General features: G+C 65.5%; 15 protein-coding genes. 5 read left to right on the forward strand and 10 right to left on the reverse strand.

What is annotated here, in order from left to right; genetic code table 11:
- The first annotated feature begins 46 nt into the window (after positions 1 to 46).
- From AC1RQP_RS05135 to AC1RQP_RS05150, 4 genes are all read left to right on the forward strand, one after another.
- Complete coding sequence (locus AC1RQP_RS05135; protein WP_061876699.1) at positions 47 to 676, forward strand: CvpA family protein; 630 nt, start codon at positions 47 to 49, stop codon at positions 674 to 676.
- 28 nt (positions 677 to 704) lie between these two features.
- Positions 705 to 2228: an amidophosphoribosyltransferase gene (purF, locus tag AC1RQP_RS05140; RefSeq protein ID WP_239623218.1), complete on the forward strand. Its 1524-nt coding sequence runs from the start codon at positions 705 to 707 to the stop codon at positions 2226 to 2228.
- Between the two features lie 141 nt (positions 2229 to 2369).
- A complete protein-coding gene (locus AC1RQP_RS05145) occupies positions 2370 to 3110 on the forward strand; it encodes an SDR family NAD(P)-dependent oxidoreductase (RefSeq protein ID WP_492936127.1) in 741 nt (246 codons plus the stop codon).
- A 272-nt stretch (positions 3111 to 3382) separates the two neighbouring features.
- Positions 3383 to 4609: an ABC transporter substrate-binding protein gene (locus tag AC1RQP_RS05150; RefSeq protein ID WP_239623216.1), complete on the forward strand. Its 1227-nt coding sequence runs from the start codon at positions 3383 to 3385 to the stop codon at positions 4607 to 4609.
- A gap of 120 nt (positions 4610 to 4729) precedes the next feature.
- On the opposite strand, the gene AC1RQP_RS05155 is transcribed toward AC1RQP_RS05150, so the two are convergent.
- The 8 genes from AC1RQP_RS05155 to AC1RQP_RS05190 all read right to left on the reverse strand — a co-directional run bounded on the left by AC1RQP_RS05155 (position 4730) and on the right by AC1RQP_RS05190 (position 13596).
- The gene (locus AC1RQP_RS05155; protein ID WP_492936128.1) at positions 4730 to 5983 is read right to left on the reverse strand and encodes a TCR/Tet family MFS transporter; all 1254 of its coding nucleotides are present in this window, start codon (positions 5981 to 5983) and stop codon (positions 4730 to 4732) included.
- Positions 5980 to 7365 (reverse strand): ribosome biogenesis GTPase Der, encoded by a 1386-nt coding sequence (gene der, locus AC1RQP_RS05160; RefSeq protein WP_492936129.1) that lies wholly within the window; start codon positions 7363 to 7365, stop codon positions 5980 to 5982. The genes AC1RQP_RS05155 and der overlap by 4 nt, the downstream gene beginning before the upstream one ends.
- A gap of 50 nt (positions 7366 to 7415) precedes the next feature.
- Positions 7416 to 7961 carry a hypothetical protein gene (locus tag AC1RQP_RS05165; RefSeq protein ID WP_239623213.1) on the reverse strand — a complete coding sequence of 182 codons (546 nt, stop codon included), beginning with the start codon at positions 7959 to 7961 and terminating at the stop codon, positions 7416 to 7418.
- A 32-nt stretch (positions 7962 to 7993) separates the two neighbouring features.
- Positions 7994 to 8647 carry a tetratricopeptide repeat protein gene (locus AC1RQP_RS05170; protein ID WP_239623212.1) on the reverse strand — a complete coding sequence of 218 codons (654 nt, stop codon included), beginning with the start codon at positions 8645 to 8647 and terminating at the stop codon, positions 7994 to 7996.
- Between the two features lie 167 nt (positions 8648 to 8814).
- Positions 8815 to 10407: a class I adenylate-forming enzyme family protein gene (locus AC1RQP_RS05175; protein WP_492936130.1), complete on the reverse strand. Its 1593-nt coding sequence runs from the start codon at positions 10405 to 10407 to the stop codon at positions 8815 to 8817.
- Positions 10408 to 10480: 73 nt separating this feature from the next.
- Entirely contained in the window at positions 10481 to 11065 is a 585-nt protein-coding gene (locus tag AC1RQP_RS05180) for an NnrU family protein (RefSeq protein ID WP_082821888.1), read from the reverse strand.
- 200 nt (positions 11066 to 11265) lie between these two features.
- A complete protein-coding gene (locus tag AC1RQP_RS05185; RefSeq protein ID WP_492936386.1) occupies positions 11266 to 11808 on the reverse strand; it encodes a UCP034077 family protein in 543 nt (180 codons plus the stop codon).
- 165 nt (positions 11809 to 11973) lie between these two features.
- Complete coding sequence (locus AC1RQP_RS05190; RefSeq protein ID WP_492936131.1) at positions 11974 to 13596, reverse strand: peptide chain release factor 3; 1623 nt, start codon at positions 13594 to 13596, stop codon at positions 11974 to 11976.
- Positions 13597 to 13753: 157 nt separating this feature from the next.
- On the opposite strand from AC1RQP_RS05190, the gene sugE reads away from it, so the two are divergent.
- Complete coding sequence (gene sugE, locus AC1RQP_RS05195; protein ID WP_492936132.1) at positions 13754 to 14068, forward strand: quaternary ammonium compound efflux SMR transporter SugE; 315 nt, start codon at positions 13754 to 13756, stop codon at positions 14066 to 14068.
- Here the strand turns inward: sugE and AC1RQP_RS05200 are convergent.
- Entirely contained in the window at positions 14061 to 15068 is a 1008-nt protein-coding gene (locus AC1RQP_RS05200; protein WP_492936133.1) for an inorganic phosphate transporter, read from the reverse strand. The two genes, sugE and AC1RQP_RS05200, sit on opposite strands and share 8 nt — an antisense overlap.
- A gap of 69 nt (positions 15069 to 15137) precedes the next feature.
- Positions 15138 to 15782 (reverse strand): DUF47 domain-containing protein, encoded by a 645-nt coding sequence (locus AC1RQP_RS05205; RefSeq protein WP_061876714.1) that lies wholly within the window; start codon positions 15780 to 15782, stop codon positions 15138 to 15140.
- Positions 15783 to 15839 lie beyond the last annotated feature (57 nt).

Below are 15839 nucleotides of genomic sequence, written 5' to 3' on the forward strand. Positions count from 1 at the left end.
CGATTCGCTGAGCACCTTTGAGAGTACGAGCGGACCAGACCAGCCGATGCCAGTAACACTCCTCGACCTGATCCTGCTCGGTGTGATGCTGATCTCGGGCCTGCTCGCGATGGTCCGCGGCTTCATGCGCGAAATCCTGTCGATTGCGGCCTGGGGCGCGGCGGCGATCGTGACTTTGTACTCGTTCTCGAAGCTGCTGCCGACCGCCAAGACCTATTTCAACAACGACACGGTCGCGAGCGTGGTTGTCGTCGCCGGCGTGTTCGTGGGCACCCTGGTCGTGGTCTCCGTGATCACGGTCCGGATCTCCGACATGATCCTGGATTCGCGGATCGGCGCGCTGGACCGCACCCTCGGCTTCCTGTTTGGCCTGGCTCGCGGGCTTTTGATCGTCGTGGTCGCTTTCCTGTTCTTCACCTGGCTGGTTCCGGACAAGCAGCGTCCGGACTGGGTCTCGGGGGCGAAGTCCCGCGTGGTGCTCCAGGGAACCGGGGACTGGCTGATGGCCCTCTTGCCTGACGACCCCGAGAACACCATCTTGAAGAGATTCAAGAAAAACAAACCAGATGATGACCAAGCTGAATCCGAGCAGCAGCCTTCGGGCAGTGGCGACGGATACAGTAAACCTGCTCGTGACAGCCTGAAAAAGCTGATCGAGAAACCTGCGGCGCGTTGATTGAGCCCAAAAGAGAGGCGCGGACGAGATGCGACACCCTGACCAGGACGCCCAACTTGATCTCGATCCCAACGCCGGTCCGGGCCCGGCCGCGCTGGAGCTTCAGGACGATCTGGAGGGGGATACGCTGCGCGAGGAATGCGGCGTGTTCGGCATCTACGGTCACCCCGATGCGGCCGCCATCACCGCGCTCGGCCTTCACGCCCTTCAGCACCGCGGCCAGGAAGCCGCCGGCATCGTCTCCTACGACGGCAGCCGCTTTCACTCGGAACGCCGCCTCGGCCTCGTCGGCGACACCTTCTCCCGCCGCGAGGTGATCGACCGCCTGCCCGGCAATGTCGCGGTCGGCCACGTCCGCTATTCCACCACCGGCGCCACCATCCTGCGCAACGTGCAGCCGTTGTTCGCCGAGCTCAATGCCGGCGGCCTCGCCGTCGCGCATAACGGCAACCTCACCAACGGCCTGACGCTGCGCCGCGAGCTGGTACGGCATGGCGCGATGATGCAGTCGACCACCGACACCGAGGTGATCCTGCACCTGGTCGCGCGCTCCAAACGGAGCCGCTTCATCGAGCGCTATATCGACGCGCTGCGCGAGATCGAAGGCGCCTATGCGCTGGTCTCGCTGACCAACAAGAAGCTGGTCGGCGCGCGCGATCCGCGCGGCATCCGCCCGCTGGTGCTCGGCGAGCTCGACGGCTGCCCGATCCTGACCTCCGAGACCTGCGCGCTCGACATCATCGGCGCGCGCTTCGTCCGCGACATCGAACCCGGCGAAGTCATCGTGTTCGACGAGAACGGCCAGGACATCCACAAGCCGTTCCCGCCGATGGCACCGCGTCCCTGCATCTTCGAATACATCTACTTCTCCCGGCCGGACTCCATCGTCCACGGCCGTTCGGTGTACGAAGTGCGCAAGGCCTTCGGTGCGCAGCTCGCGCGCGAGAGCCACGTGCCGATCGACGTCGTCGTGCCGGTGCCGGATTCCGGCGTGCCCGCTGCGGTCGGCTACAGCCAGTATTCCGGCGTGCCGTTCGAGCTCGGCATCATCCGCAACCATTATGTCGGCCGCACCTTCATCCAGCCGACGCAGGCGATCCGCGAATCCGGCGTGCGCATGAAGCATTCGGCCAACCGCGCCGCGATCGAAGGCAAGCGCATCATCCTGATCGACGACTCCCTGGTGCGCGGCACCACCTCGAAGAAGATCGTGCGCATGATGCGCGATGCCGGCGCCAAGGAAGTCCATTTCCGCCTCGCTTCGCCCCCGATCCTCTATCCCGACTATTACGGCATCGACCTGCCCGACCGCGGCGGGCTCCTGGCGGCGACGCATTCGCTCGAGGAGATGCGCGAGATCATCGGCGCGGACTCGCTCGCGTTCCTGTCGATCGACGGCATGTACCGCGCCATGGGCGAGCCCGGCCGCGACCCCGCCAATCCGAAATTCTCGGACCATTGCTTCACCGGCGCCTATCCGACCCACCTCACCGACCAGACCCAGAGCGAGCCGCAACCGCGGCAATTGTCGCTGCTGGCGGAGGCGAGCTGACGAAGGGGCGTCCCGGGGAGCTCGTCAGCGGCTGCCTTTTTCGTCATGGCCGGGCTTGTCCCGGCCATCCACGTCTGTAATACCCGCCGCAAAGAACGTGGATGCCCGGGACGAGCCCGGGCATGACGGAAGTATTCGACGATGACACAAGCCCTCGCCTCCCGCATCGCTCTCGTCACCGGCGCCTCGCGCGGCATCGGCTTCGCCGCGGCCAAGGCCCTTGCCAAGGCCGGCGCGCATATCGTTGCGGTGGCGCGCACGCAGGGCGGGCTGGAGGAACTCGACGACGAGATCCGCAAGGACGGCGGCAGCGCCACCCTGGTGCCGCTCAACCTCACCGACTCCGACGGCATCGCGCGGCTGGGCGCCGGCCTGCACGAACGCTACGGCAAGCTCGACATTCTCGTCGGCAATGCCGGCGTACTCGGCCCGTCCTCGCCGATCGGCCACATCGAGCTGAAGGCGTTCAACGACGTGATGGCGGTGAACGTCTCCGCGAACTTCCAGCTGATCCGCTGCATGGAGCCGCTGCTGCGGCAGTCCGACGCCGGGCGCGCCGTGTTCGTCACCTCCGGCGCCGCCAACAAGGCGACCGCCTATGTCGGCCCCTACGCGGCCTCCAAGGCCGCACTGGAAACGCTGGCGCGTGCCTGGGCGCAGGAGATGGCGAACACCAAGCTGCGCGTCAATCTGTTCAACCCCGGCCCGGTCCGCACCCGCATGCGCGCCACCCTGATGCCGGGCGAGGACCCCGCGACGCTCGACACGCCCGAGCAGGTCGCCGAATTCATCGTGCCGATGTGCGCGCCTGACTGGACCGAGACCGGCAAGTTCTACGACTACAAGTCCCGCACCCTGATGAGTTTCCGCGCGCCGGCCTGATTGACACCATGGCGATTGACGCCAAGGGTAACGTCTATACCGCCGAGGTCGACACCGGAAAGCGCATTCAGAAATTCAGGCTGACATCGGACGCGCTCAAATAGCGCCTCAACGCATCTTGCCCAATAGTTAACCGCCGGATGACGCTAAGACGCAGCGTCATCCGGCTTTAGGTGCATTGCCGCCGGCCGCGGGACAGGTTAGAGCCATCAGCCGGAAACAAGGCTCCGGAAGAGAGCCGTCCGCATATTTGACATTGGAGGAGACCTTTTATGACGACGACGTTCGCACGCCGCTCCGCGGCGCTTCTTGCCTGCGCCGCTTTCGGTTTTGCCACATCCGCCTACGCCCAGGACAAGACCGTCAAGATCGGCGTGCTCAACGACATGTCGAGCCTCTACGCCGACATCGGCGGCCCGAATTCGGTCGCGGCGGTGAAGATGGCGGTCGAAGATTCCGGCCTCAAGGCCAAGGGCTGGACCATCGAGGTCCTCTCCGGCGACCACCAGAACAAGCCCGACATCGGCGTCAACATTGCCCGGCAATGGATCGATGCCGACAAGGTCGACGCCATCGCGGACACGCCGAGCTCCGGCGTTGCGCTCGCGGTGAGCAACCTCGTCAAGGAAAAGAACGCGGTGCTGCTCAATTCGGGCGCGGCCACCGCCGACCTCACCGGTAAGGCCTGCACGCCCAACACCGTCTCGTTCACTTACGATACCTACATGCTCGCCAACGGCACCGGCAAGGCGCTGACCAAGGCGGGCGGCGATAGCTGGTTCTTCCTCACCGCGGACTATGCCTTCGGCCATGCGCTGGAGCGTGACACCGGCGCGGTCGTCACAGCCACCGGCGGCAAGGTGCTCGGCGGCGTCAAGCACCCGCTGAACACGGCGGACTTCTCCTCGTTCCTGCTCCAGGCGCAGTCCTCCAAGGCCAAGATCATCGGCCTCGCCAATGCGGGCGGCGACACCACCAACGCGATCAAGCAGGCCGCCGAATTCGGCATCGTCCAGGGCGGTCAGAAGCTCGCCGCCCTGCTGCTGTTCATCAACGACGTGCACTCGCTGGGCCTGAAGACCGCGCAGGGCCTGACCTTCACAGAGTCCTTCTATTGGGACCTCAACGACCAGACGCGCGAATGGTCGAAGCGCTTCCAGAAGGTCTCGCCCAAGGGCTCGATGCCCTCGATGACGGTTGCGGGCCTCTATGCCGAGATCCTGCATTACCTGAAGGCGATGGACGCGCTCGGCAGCAATCCGCATGACGGCGCCAAGGTCGTCGCCAAGATGAAGGAGCTGCCGACCGACGATCCGCTGTTCGGCAAGGGACCGCTGCGCGCCGACGGCCGCCGCCTCATCCCGGCCTATCTGTTCGAGGTGAAGAAGCCCGAGGAGTCGAAGGGCCCATGGGACTATTACAAGCTGGTCGCCACCATCGCGCCTGAGGACGCGGCCAAGCCGCTCAAGGACAGCGACTGCCCGCTGGTGAAGAAGTGACCGCGTAGCGGTCGTGCAAGGTCTTAACGGCGTCATGCCCGGGCTTGTCCCGGGCATCCACGTTTCAGGCCAGAGGGAAAGAACGTGGATGGCCGGGACAGGCCCGGCCATGACGGACAATCAGGCCGTCTTCGTCGCGCCCAGCGTCCGCACCGCAATCGCCACGCACACCACCATCAGCACCGCTGCGAGCAGGAACGGCGCGCCGGGCAGATGCAGCGGCGCGCTGGCGCCGATGAAATAGGAAAACGTCAGGGTGAACAGGAACGGGCCGACGAGTTGCGAGACGCTCTGCACGCTCGCGGTCGCGCCCTGCAACTGGCCCTGCTGATCGGGCGCGACCAGCCGCGTCATCAGGGATTGCGAGGCGGCACCCGAGATGCCCCACAGCGACAAAATGGGAATGCCGAGCCAAGACAGCGGCCCGGTCGGCGCCACGCCCAGGACCACGAAGCCGATCGCACCACAGCACAGGCCCATCAAGAGTGCATTCCGCTCGCCGAGCGCGCGCACGATCGGGCCGATGGCGAGCCCCTGCACAACCATGGCGCAGATGCCGACCATCGCGAGCGTCAGTCCCACGGTCTTGGAATCCCAGCCGTAGCGATAGGTCGCATAGAGCACGAAGGTCGAGGGCAGCACGACATGCGCGACCTGCGCGATGAAATTCACGACCGACAGCGCGGCCAACACCGCGTTGGATCGCAACAGATGCAGTGCCCCGACCGGACTGGCACTTCTCCAGCGGAACGGCGCGCGCTGGTCGGGCGCCAGCGATTCCGGCAGGACGAAGAGCCCATAGAGCGCATTGGCGAAGCTCAGGGCTGCCGAGGCCCAGAACGGCAGGCGTGGATCGATGTCGCCGAGCAGGCCGCCGAGCGCCGGCCCCAAGATGAAGCCGGCCCCGAAGGCAGCGCCGATCCTGCCGAAGACCGCCGCGCGCCGCTCCGGCGGCGTGATGTCGGCGATATAGGCAAAGGCGGTCGAGATGCTGGCCGAGGTAATGCCTGATATCACGCGGCCGATGAACAGCCAGAACAGAGACGGGGCCAGTGCCATCAACACGTAGTCGGCCGCGAGCCCGAAATTCGACAGCAGCACCACCGGCCGCCGTCCGAAGCGATCCGACAACGCGCCGAGCAGTGGCGAGAACACGAACTGCATCAAGGCCCAGGCGGTGCCGAACAGGCCGAAGATGCGCGCCGCGTGTGCGGTGTCGTTGTCGACGAAGCTCTCGATCAGCTTCGGCAGGATCGGCATGATCACGCCGAGCGCGAGCATGTCGAGCAGGATGGTGACGAATATGAAGGCGACCGCGCCGCGCCGGGCTGGCGCAGCGCTTGCCGCTGCCGCCTCGCCCGCACCGTCACTCACGACGGCCGCTTGCGCTTGTGTGCGAAGGGATTGGCCTTCTCGCGCAGGGTGATGCGCACCGGCGTGCCCGGCAGTTCGAAGGTCTCGCGCATGGAGTTGGTGAGATAGCGCAAGTAAGATTGCGGCACAGCGTCCGCACGCGAGCAGAACAGCACGAAGCTCGGCGGGCGCGCCTTGTTCTGCGTGATGTAGTTCAGCTTCAGCCTGCGGCCGGACACCGCCGGCGGCGGATTGGCCTGGACCGCCTGCTCGAACCAGCGATTGAGCGCAGAGGTGGGCACGCGCCTGTTCCAGATCGCGTAGGCGTCCTGGATCGCCTGCATCAGTCGGTCGATGCCCTCGCCCATCAGGCCCGAGACGGCGACGATCGGCACGCCCTTGAGCTGCGGCAGCCAATGATCCGCGTCGCGGCGCAGGCCCGAGATGGCGCCGCCGCCCTTGGTCTCCATCAGGTCCCATTTGTTCACGGCGAGCACGACGGCGCGGCCCTCGCGCTCAATGAGGTCCGCGATACGCAGATCCTGCTCCTCGAAGCGGTTCTGCGAATCCATCATCAGCACGACGACTTCGGCAAAGCGCACCGCGCGCAGCGCATCGGCGACCGAGAGCTTCTCCAGCTTCTCCTCGATCCGCGAGCGCCGGCGCAGGCCTGCGGTGTCGAAGACGCGAAAATCGCGGCCCTTCCAGTTGATCTCGACCGCGATGGAATCGCGCGTGGTGCCGGCCTCCGGGCTCGTCAGCAGACGCTCCTCGCCGAGCAGATGATTGATCAGCGTCGACTTGCCGGCATTGGGCCGACCGACGATGGCGACCCGGATCGGACGCGTCGCGGCCTCCTCCTCCGAGAGCGGCGTGTCGTCCTCGCCTTCGTCGTCCTCGTCGACGGGCTCCGGCATCAGCTTGGCCAGCGCGTCATAGAGCTCGCCCATGCCCTCGCCATGCTCGGCCGAAATCTGGATGGGATCGCCGAGGCCGAGCGCAAAGGCCTCCATTGCGCCGGCATCGCCATGCTTGCCCTCGCTCTTGTTGGCGATCAGCAGCACCGGCTTGTTGGCCTTGCGGGCGAAATCGGCGAAGGCGCGATCGGTGGGCGTGAGACCAATGCGGGCATCGACGACGAAGAACAGCGCGTCGGCTTGCGCGATCGCGGTTTCGGTCTGCTCCTGCATGCGCGCGGTCAGCGAGCCCCTGGCGCCCTCGTCGAGGCCGGCGGTATCGATGATGGTGAACTGGAGGTCGCCGAGCCTGGCCTCGCCTTCGCGGCGGTCGCGGGTGACGCCCGGCAGGTCATCGACAAGCGCGAGCTTCTGTCCAACCAGGCGGTTGAACAGCGTCGATTTGCCGACATTGGGCCGGCCGATGATGGCGATTGTGAAGGACATCGGTCATTCGTGCGCTGCCGGGGCTGCGCCTGTCAATGCAATGAAGAATATCAGCGCGAGAAGCTGCCACTCGGCAGCGGCGCCGGGAAAGCGCTCTGCGATTGCTGCTGGGTGGTCTGGGCCGGTTGCGCCTGCTGGACGGGCTGATCCGGCGGCGGTGCGGTGGTGCGCTTGCGGACGATCTTGTGCTTCGGCGGCGGAGCGGCCGTGGGTGGCGCAGCCTCCGGCTGGGCCTCGCCGTCGATCTCGCCGGCGGGCGCTTCAGCCGGCGCCGCTGCGGCTGGCTGCCTCGTCTGCTTCGCCTTGGCCCCCTTTGCTGGCCTGGCGGGTTCCGGCGGGGGCTCCGCGGGCAGAGCCGCGACGGCAGGCGCGTTCGGATCAGGCTGCTGCTGCGCGCCCTTGTACAGCTCCCTCGGCACGCCCTGCTCGAGGCCCGGAACGCCCTCCGGGAAGACCGGCTTGCGGTCGCCCGGCAGCTTCTTCTTGGTGTCGAGGAAGTCGAGCATGTCGCTTGGATCGAAGCTGGAGCAGCCGCCCAGAACGCCCGTGAAGGCGATCAGGACGGCGGCTGCGATCAAGCGTGGCGTGCGGCGCATCTTGTGTCTCGTCTCAAGTCAGAGGGCCGGCATCAGCTCTTGGCGACGGGCGGCAGCAGGGCCTGGAGCGCCTCGGCGCGCGAGCGCAGGCCGGGCGGCGTTTCCCCGTCTCCGTCAATCGCGTCGAGCCATTTGCGGGCTGCGGTCATGTCGTTGTTACGCCAGGCCGACAATGCCAGCATCTCACGGGCGCTGTGCCGGAAGGTCGACTTCGGCGCGGCGGATGGCTCCAGCCGCTGCTGCATGTCGGCATAGCTGGAGCTGTCGAGCAGCAGGCCGGCGGCGCGGATCTTCGCCAGGTCCTGCCACTCCCCGCCGACGCTGCGATCGGCGGCAATGTCGTCATACATCTTCGCGGCGGCCTTGGGATCGCGGCTCGCGGCCTCGGCGGCAGCACGCAGCCGCGCCAGGGTGCGATAGCCGGACGGAGCCGTGGCGGCGAGCTCGGTGAAGGCCTTCTCGGCGTCGGCGTGCTTGTCCTGCTCGGATAGTTCGACGGCCTTCTCGAAGGCGGCGCCGGCCTCGGCGGCCTTCCTGGCCTCCAGATATTGATAGCCGCGCCAGCCACCGACGGCGGCCACGACCAGCACCATCAGGGCGATGAAGACAATCGAATACTTGTCCCACAGCTTCTTGAGCTGTTCGCGACGTACTTCCTCGTCGACTTCGTTAAATAATTCAGACACTTATGTTAATCCCATACCCGTCCGGGTGCGCGCGCCGAAGCGTCCGCGTCAGGAATCCCGTCCCCGCTTGGCGGCGAGGTACCCTAACGATATGGCGGTGGCAAGGCAAAGCGAGCCCGATCAAGGCGTTAACCACCCGGGAGAGCCCGGGATGGCCGCTGCCCGGCTCAAGCCCCCAGGAGCTCCCGCAGCTGCCGTTTCAGCACCTTGCCGTTGGCATTGCGCGGCAACGGGTCTGCGATGATCGCCATGGTTTCGGGCACCTTGTAGTCCGACAGCCGCTCCGCGCACCAGGCCCGCAGCTCGGTGTCCGCGACCGGGCTGCGCGTCACCACGACCGCGTGGACGCGCTCGCCCAGCACGGGGCATGCCCTGGCAATGATCGCGCTCTCGACCACGGCGGGATGCCCCGCCAGCACGGATTCGACCTCGGCCGAATAGATCTTCAGGCCGCCACGGTTGATCATGTCCTTTTGCCGGTCGAACACGCGGACAAACCCCTCCGCGTCGACCGAGCCGAGATCGCCCGAGTGCCAGAACCCGCTGGTGAAGCTTTCGGCCGTCGCTTTGGGGTTATTCCAATAGCCCTTGATGACGGAGGCGCTCTGGATCCAGATCTCGCCGATCTCGCCGTGAGGCAGTTCGCGCCCATCCGGATCCATCGCCACAATGCGCGCGCCGGGGCACGGCAGGCCGACGCTGTCGATGTGGCTCGCCGTCAATTCGCCCGGCATGATCGTCGAGGGCGACGTCGTCTCGGTCGCGCCGTAGCAGTTCATCAGCTTCAGGCCGGGAATCTTCTCCTTGAGCTTCTCGATGGTCGCGACCGGCATCGGCGCGCCGCCGAAGCCGCCGATGCGCCAGCTCGAGAGATCGTAGCCGTCGAAATCGGGCTGCAGCAGGCAGAGATTGTACATCGCCGGCACCATCACCGTGTAGGTGACGCGCTCGCGCGCGGCGAGCTTGAGGTAATCGGCGGCCTTGAACTCCGGCATGATGATCAGCGCGCCGCCGCAGCGGATCATGGTCGTGATGTTGGCGACGACGCCGGTGACATGGCCGAGCGGCACCGCTGCGATGGAACGGTCGGTTTCCGTCAATTGCAGGCAGGAGACGAAGACCATCGAGGAATGTACGATGTTGCAATGGGCCAGCATCGCGCCCTTCGGCTTGCCCGTGGTGCCCGAGGTGTAGAGGATCATCGCGGTGTCCTCCTCGCTGACCTCGACAGGCGCCGCGGCCGACGGGTTGTCGGCGAGCACCGCGAAACGCGACAGAGCCGGATCATCGTCGACGGCGATACGGTGCATCACATCGGGCACATCCTGCGCATCCGGCAGCCGCTCGGCGAGCGCCGCTTCGTGGATCAGGATCTTTGCGCCGCAATCGGTCAGCACATAAGCGATTTCCGGTTTCTGTTGGCGCGTGCCGAGCAGCACCGTCACCAGCCCCTCATGCGCGGCGGCAAACAGCAGCAGGGGAAACTCGACGCGGTTACCGAGCAGGATCGCGACACGGTCGCCGCGCTGCAATCCAAGCCTGCGAAATCCCGCTGCAATCCGTGCGGCCTGCTCCACGGCCTGCTGCCAGCTCAGGCGGACATTGCCTGCGATCAGCGCTTCACCATCGGGATTGCGGGCGCAGGCTTCCGCGATCATCGCCCACAGGCTCGCCGGCCGATCCCGGAAGGCGGGCACGACCCGATCACCAAAACGCGCCTCGTACCGCATCGGCGGGAGCTGCGATTGCGACCAGTCCATCGGCGTGCCTCGGTGTTGTTGCTCTTGCTCCCTTCCGCGCATAGGCAAGCAGCTCCTGTCTTGTGCCGAATGGCTAGACGCCGATGACGGGAACACCGATCACGACCGGATGGAATGCGAACGCCAGCGCCAAATAGGCGACGATGCCGACCGCCACTGCGATCAGATCGTTGGTGATGCCGCCGACCGGAATCGGCGGGCCGCCGGCGTCGGTGCGATGCTTGAGCGAAATACGGTCATACACGGCCCAGCCCAGGAACGAGCCGAACAGGATGATGGAGCCGAGATCGCCGTTGGCGAGCAGGTGCGCGGCAGCCCACAGCTTGATGCCCGCCAGCATCGGGTGCTTCAATGTCACATAGATGCGGCCGCGCAGATATGACGCGACCACCAGGATGACCGCGGGCAGCATCAATGCGAGCGTGATGTGCTTCATGGCCTTCGGCGGATACCAGACGTCGATCCAGCCGGTGGCGCGATACTGGGCATAGCCCCAGATGATCATCGCGAGCCCCGCCAGCGAGATGAGCGAATAGAGGATCTTGTAGGACCCCTCGCCCAGCCTTGCGATCGCCTCGGCGCGCATCTCGCGTTTGGTTGTGAACACATGCGCCGCAAAAAACAGCGCAAGCCCCAGGATCATGACCAGCAGACCCACGACATCCTCCCCTTTTGGCCACAGCCCCCGCCTCTGAGGTATCATCGATTGGCTCGCGGTCGCAACTCTTCCTCCTCATGGTGAGGAGGCGCGTCAGCGCCGTCTCGAACCATGCAGGCCCGGCTGTCGCGACAGCGGGGCCTTTCATCCTTCGAGACGCGCGCGGTGCGCGCTCCTCAGGATGAGGAGACAGAGCGGTGCTACTTCGCAAGCTCGCGATTGTCGACATAGCGGATCGCGATCGGCCTGCCCGCCAGCGCGCCGCCAAAGCCGCTGGTGAATTTCAGCGGCAGGCAGGCCTTCAACGATGCGTTGATGGCATTGAGATAGGTTGCGCGGGTGTCGGCGGGGACGCCCGCGGTCGCAAATGTCATGCGCGGCGGGCCGATCAGACCGCCCGACCGGTTGAGGCTGAACCGCACCGACATCTGCATGCCCGCCCGCGCATCGTCAGCGGGAGGAGGTGACCAGCACGAACGCAGCTCGGCGAAGAGATCGCCGATCGTATCAAGGTCATGATCGGGCCGCCGGTACTTCGCAATGTCGGCTTGCGATGGAACGCTCTCGACCGTGAGCTGGAGAGTCTCGCCGAATGGAAATGGAATTTCGGTGATGCAAGGTCCCTGAAACGGCCCGCCGCACGGCTCATACGAGAACGGCTCCTCTTCGAGAGGGCGGCGCCATGCATCGGCCGATGCCGGCAGGATTGTCACAAGGAGGAGTACAAGGAGAGTGCGCCACATGACCACGAAACCACGGTACCCGTCCCGATGGAAAGTGGCACTGGCCGCGCGTGTATCAAGCCTGCGCTCGTTCACATACGCGTTCAAATCCGCTCCTGGATGCCCCGGTCAAGCCGGGGCATGGTAGCGGAGGGTATGGCTGCGCGGCGGAGGGACGTGGCTGCCCTACCCCTTCTTCTTGACGTCCTTGACGTTGCTGAACTCGATGCCCTCGGCGCGCTCCCTGGTGTAGCCGAGATAGAATTCGTTCCGGGCGAGATACACGGGATCGCCGTCGACGTCGTCGGCGATGCTGGAGGTGTTGGCGGCGATGAAGGTGTCGAGCTTCTTGCGGTCCTCCGAGGAGACCCAGCGCGCCAGCTGAAATTCGCTGACCTCGAACTCGACCGGCAGCGAATACTCCGCCTCGAGCCGCGCCTTCAGCACGTCGAGCTGGAGCGCCCCGACCACGCCGACCAGCGCCGGCGCGCCGTCGCGCGGGCGGAACACCTGCACCACGCCCTCCTCCGACATCTGCTGAAGCGCTTCCTTCAGCTTCTTCGCCTTCATCGCGTCGGTGAGACGGACGCGGCGGACGATTTCCGGAGCGAAGCTCGGTACGCCGACGAAGTTGAAATCTTCCCCTTCCGTCAGGGTATCGCCGATGCGCAGCGTGCCGTGGTTGGGAATACCGACGACGTCACCTGCGAAGGCTTCGTCCGCGACCGAGCGGTCCTGGGCGAAGAAGAATTGCGGGCTCGACAGCGGCATGCTCTTGCCGGTGCGCACGAGCTTCGCCTTCATGCCGCGGCTGAGCTTGCCGGAGCACAGACGAGCGAAGGCGATGCGGTCGCGGTGGTTCGGATCCATGTTGGCCTGGATCTTGAACACGAAGGCGCTCATGCGCGGATCGGTGGCCTCGACCTTGCGCTGGTCGCTGTCCTGCGCACGCGGCTCGGGCGCGAACTTGCCGAGACCTTCCAGGAGGTCGCCGACGCCGAAATTGCGCAGCGCGCTGCCGAAATAGACCGGCGTCAGATGACCTTCGCGGAACGCCGCGAGCTCGAACGGCTTTGACGCCGCGGTGACGAGTTCGAGCTCGTCCTTCACGGCAGCGACGTCGAGATTGGCGTTGAGCTTGGCGAGTTCCTCGATCTCGATCTGCTGCGCCGCACCGGTCTTGGCGCCACCGCCTTCGAGCAGGCGCACGCCGCCATTGACGACGTCATAGGTGCCGAGGAAGTCGCGGCCGCGACCGACCGGCCAGGTCATCGGCGTGGTATCGAGCGCCAGCGTCTTCTCGATCTCGTCGAGCAGCTCGAAAACGTCGCGGCTCTCGCGGTCCATCTTGTTGATGAAGGTGATGATCGGAATGTCGCGCAGGCGACACACCTCGAACAGCTTCCGGGTGCGCGCCTCGATGCCCTTGGCGGCGTCGATCACCATCACGGCGGAATCGACCGCGGTGAGCGTGCGATAGGTGTCTTCCGAAAAGTCCTCGTGGCCCGGCGTGTCCAGGAGGTTGAACACGAGGCCTTCGAACTCGAAGGTCATCACCGAGGTCACGACCGAGATGCCGCGTTCGCGCTCGATCTTCATCCAGTCCGAACGCGTATTGCGCCGCTCGCCCTTGGCCTTGACCTGGCCGGCGAGATTGATGGCGCCGCCGAACAGCAGCAGTTTTTCGGTCAGCGTGGTCTTGCCGGCGTCAGGGTGGGAGATGATCGCAAAGGTCCGCCGCCGCGCCACTTCAGCGGCAAGCGGGGAACGGGCCGGCGATTCGGCTGTGGTGATGGCGATGTCGGACATGGCGGGAGCGTGTGGCAGGGAAAACGGGCCTGATCAAGCCTCATTTGGTGATTGCGGAGCCATTCGGCCAGCCCCATATCGGCTTTCGGGAAGGACGGCCTTCCGTTTCTCAGCACCTCAGCCGCGGGGACGACCCTGCCTGAAATGGAGGGCCGTCATGGCCTGGAGCATCCTGTTTGTCGCCGGCCTTCTCGAGATCACGTGGGCGATTGGCCTGAAATACACTGAGGGGTTTACCAAGCTTGTGCCGTCGGTGATCACCCTGGTTGCCATGGCCGGCAGCGTCATCCTGCTCGGACTTGCGCTCAAATCGCTTCCGGTCGGAACCGCCTATGCGGTCTGGACCGGCATCGGCGCGGTGGGCACTGCGACGCTCGGCATCGTCCTGTTCGGCGAGCCGGCAACGGCCATGCGCCTTGCCAGCATCGCCCTGATCGTCGCCGGGATCATCGGACTGAAGCTCGTCACTTGACGAAGATCTGGACCAGCCACCACGTCAGCGCCGCGACGATGGCCGAGGCCGGGATCGTGATCACCCAGGCATAGACGATCGAGCTCGCGACGTTCCAGCGGACCGCCGAGACGCGGCGGGCGGCGCCGACGCCGACGATGGCGCCGGTGATGGTGTGGGTGGTCGAGACGGGAACTCCGAGATAGGTCGCCATGAACAGGGTCGCGGCGCCCCCCGTTTCGGCGCAAAAGCCCTGCATAGGCGTCAATTTCGTGATGCGCAGGCCCATGGTGCGGACGATGCGCCAGCCGCCCATCAGCGTGCCAAGCGCCATCGCCGCCTGGCAGGACAGCACCACCCAGAACGGCACCGAGAACTCGCTGCCGAGATGACCCTGCGAATACAGCAGCACCGCGATGATGCCCATGGTCTTCTGCGCGTCGTTGCCGCCATGGCCGAGCGAATAGAGCGAGGCGGAGGCGAATTGCAGGATGCGAAAGGCGCGATCGACCGCGAACGGCGTCGAGCGCACCGAGGCCCAGGACACGATCGCCACCAGCATCATGGCGAGCAGGAAGCCGACCAGCGGCGACAGCACGATTGCCAGCACCGTCTTGGACAGGCCGCTCCATACCGCGGCCGAAATCCCCGCCTTGGCCATGCCGCCGCCGACGAGGCCGCCGATCAACGCGTGCGACGACGAGGACGGGATGCCGAGCGCCCAGGTCACGAGGTTCCAGACGATCGCGCCGACGAGCGCTGCGAAGATCACCTGGGCGTCGACGACCGCGGGATCGATGATGCCGGTGCCGATGGTCTGGGCGACGTGCAGTCCGAACACCATGAAGGCGATGAAATTGAAGAAGGCGGCCCAGAACACCGCGAATTGCGGCCGCAACACGCGGGTCGAGACGATGGTCGCGATCGAATTGGCGGCGTCGTGCAGGCCGTTCAGGAAGTCGAACAGCAGCGCGACGGCGATCAAGCCGACCAGGATGGGAAGACCCAACGCGGCATCCACGGCGGCCCTGCCTTACACCTTGCGCATGATCTGAGCGGAAAACCGCAGGACACTTTTCCGGATCATGCGTTACACCTGCTCGATGACGATGCTGTTGATCTCGTTCGCGACGTCGTCGAAGCGATCGGCCACCTTCTCGAGGTGGTCGTAGATCTCGACGCCGACGATGAAGTCCATCGCATTGCCCTCGCGATGCTTCAGGAACAGCTCCTTCAGGCCGATGTCGTGGAGATCGTCGACCCGGCCCTCCAGCTTGCCGAGCTCTTCGGTAATGGCGGTCAGCATGGCGACGTTCGGGCCGATCGACTGCATCAGCGGCAGCGCACGCCCGACCAGATTGGCGCATTCGATCAGGAGCCCGCCGATCTCACGCATGGGCGGCTCGAAGGTACGGACCTCGAACAGCATGACCGCCTTGGCCGTCTGCTGCATCTGGTCGATGGCATCGTCAAGCGACGTGATGAGGTTCTTGATGTCGCCGCGGTCGAACGGGGTGATGAAGGTGCGCCGCACCGCCGTCAGCACCTCACGGGTGATGTTGTCGGCGTCGTTCTCGAACTGGTTGACGCGCTGGCAATAGACCGGCGTCTCCTCGCCCCCATTGAGCATGCCCTGGAGCGCGATCGCGCCCTGGATCACCGTCTGGGCATGCCGGTCGAACAGGTCGAAGAACCGTTCTTCCTTGGGCAGGAACGCACGAAACCAACGCATCATGGGGATAGGCTACCGGTTGGAAATGGTCAGGCCCGGAGGGCTGTCATGAAACTGTCA

It is taken from the genome of Bradyrhizobium sp. GW821-FHT13H06, from assembly GCF_058803975.1.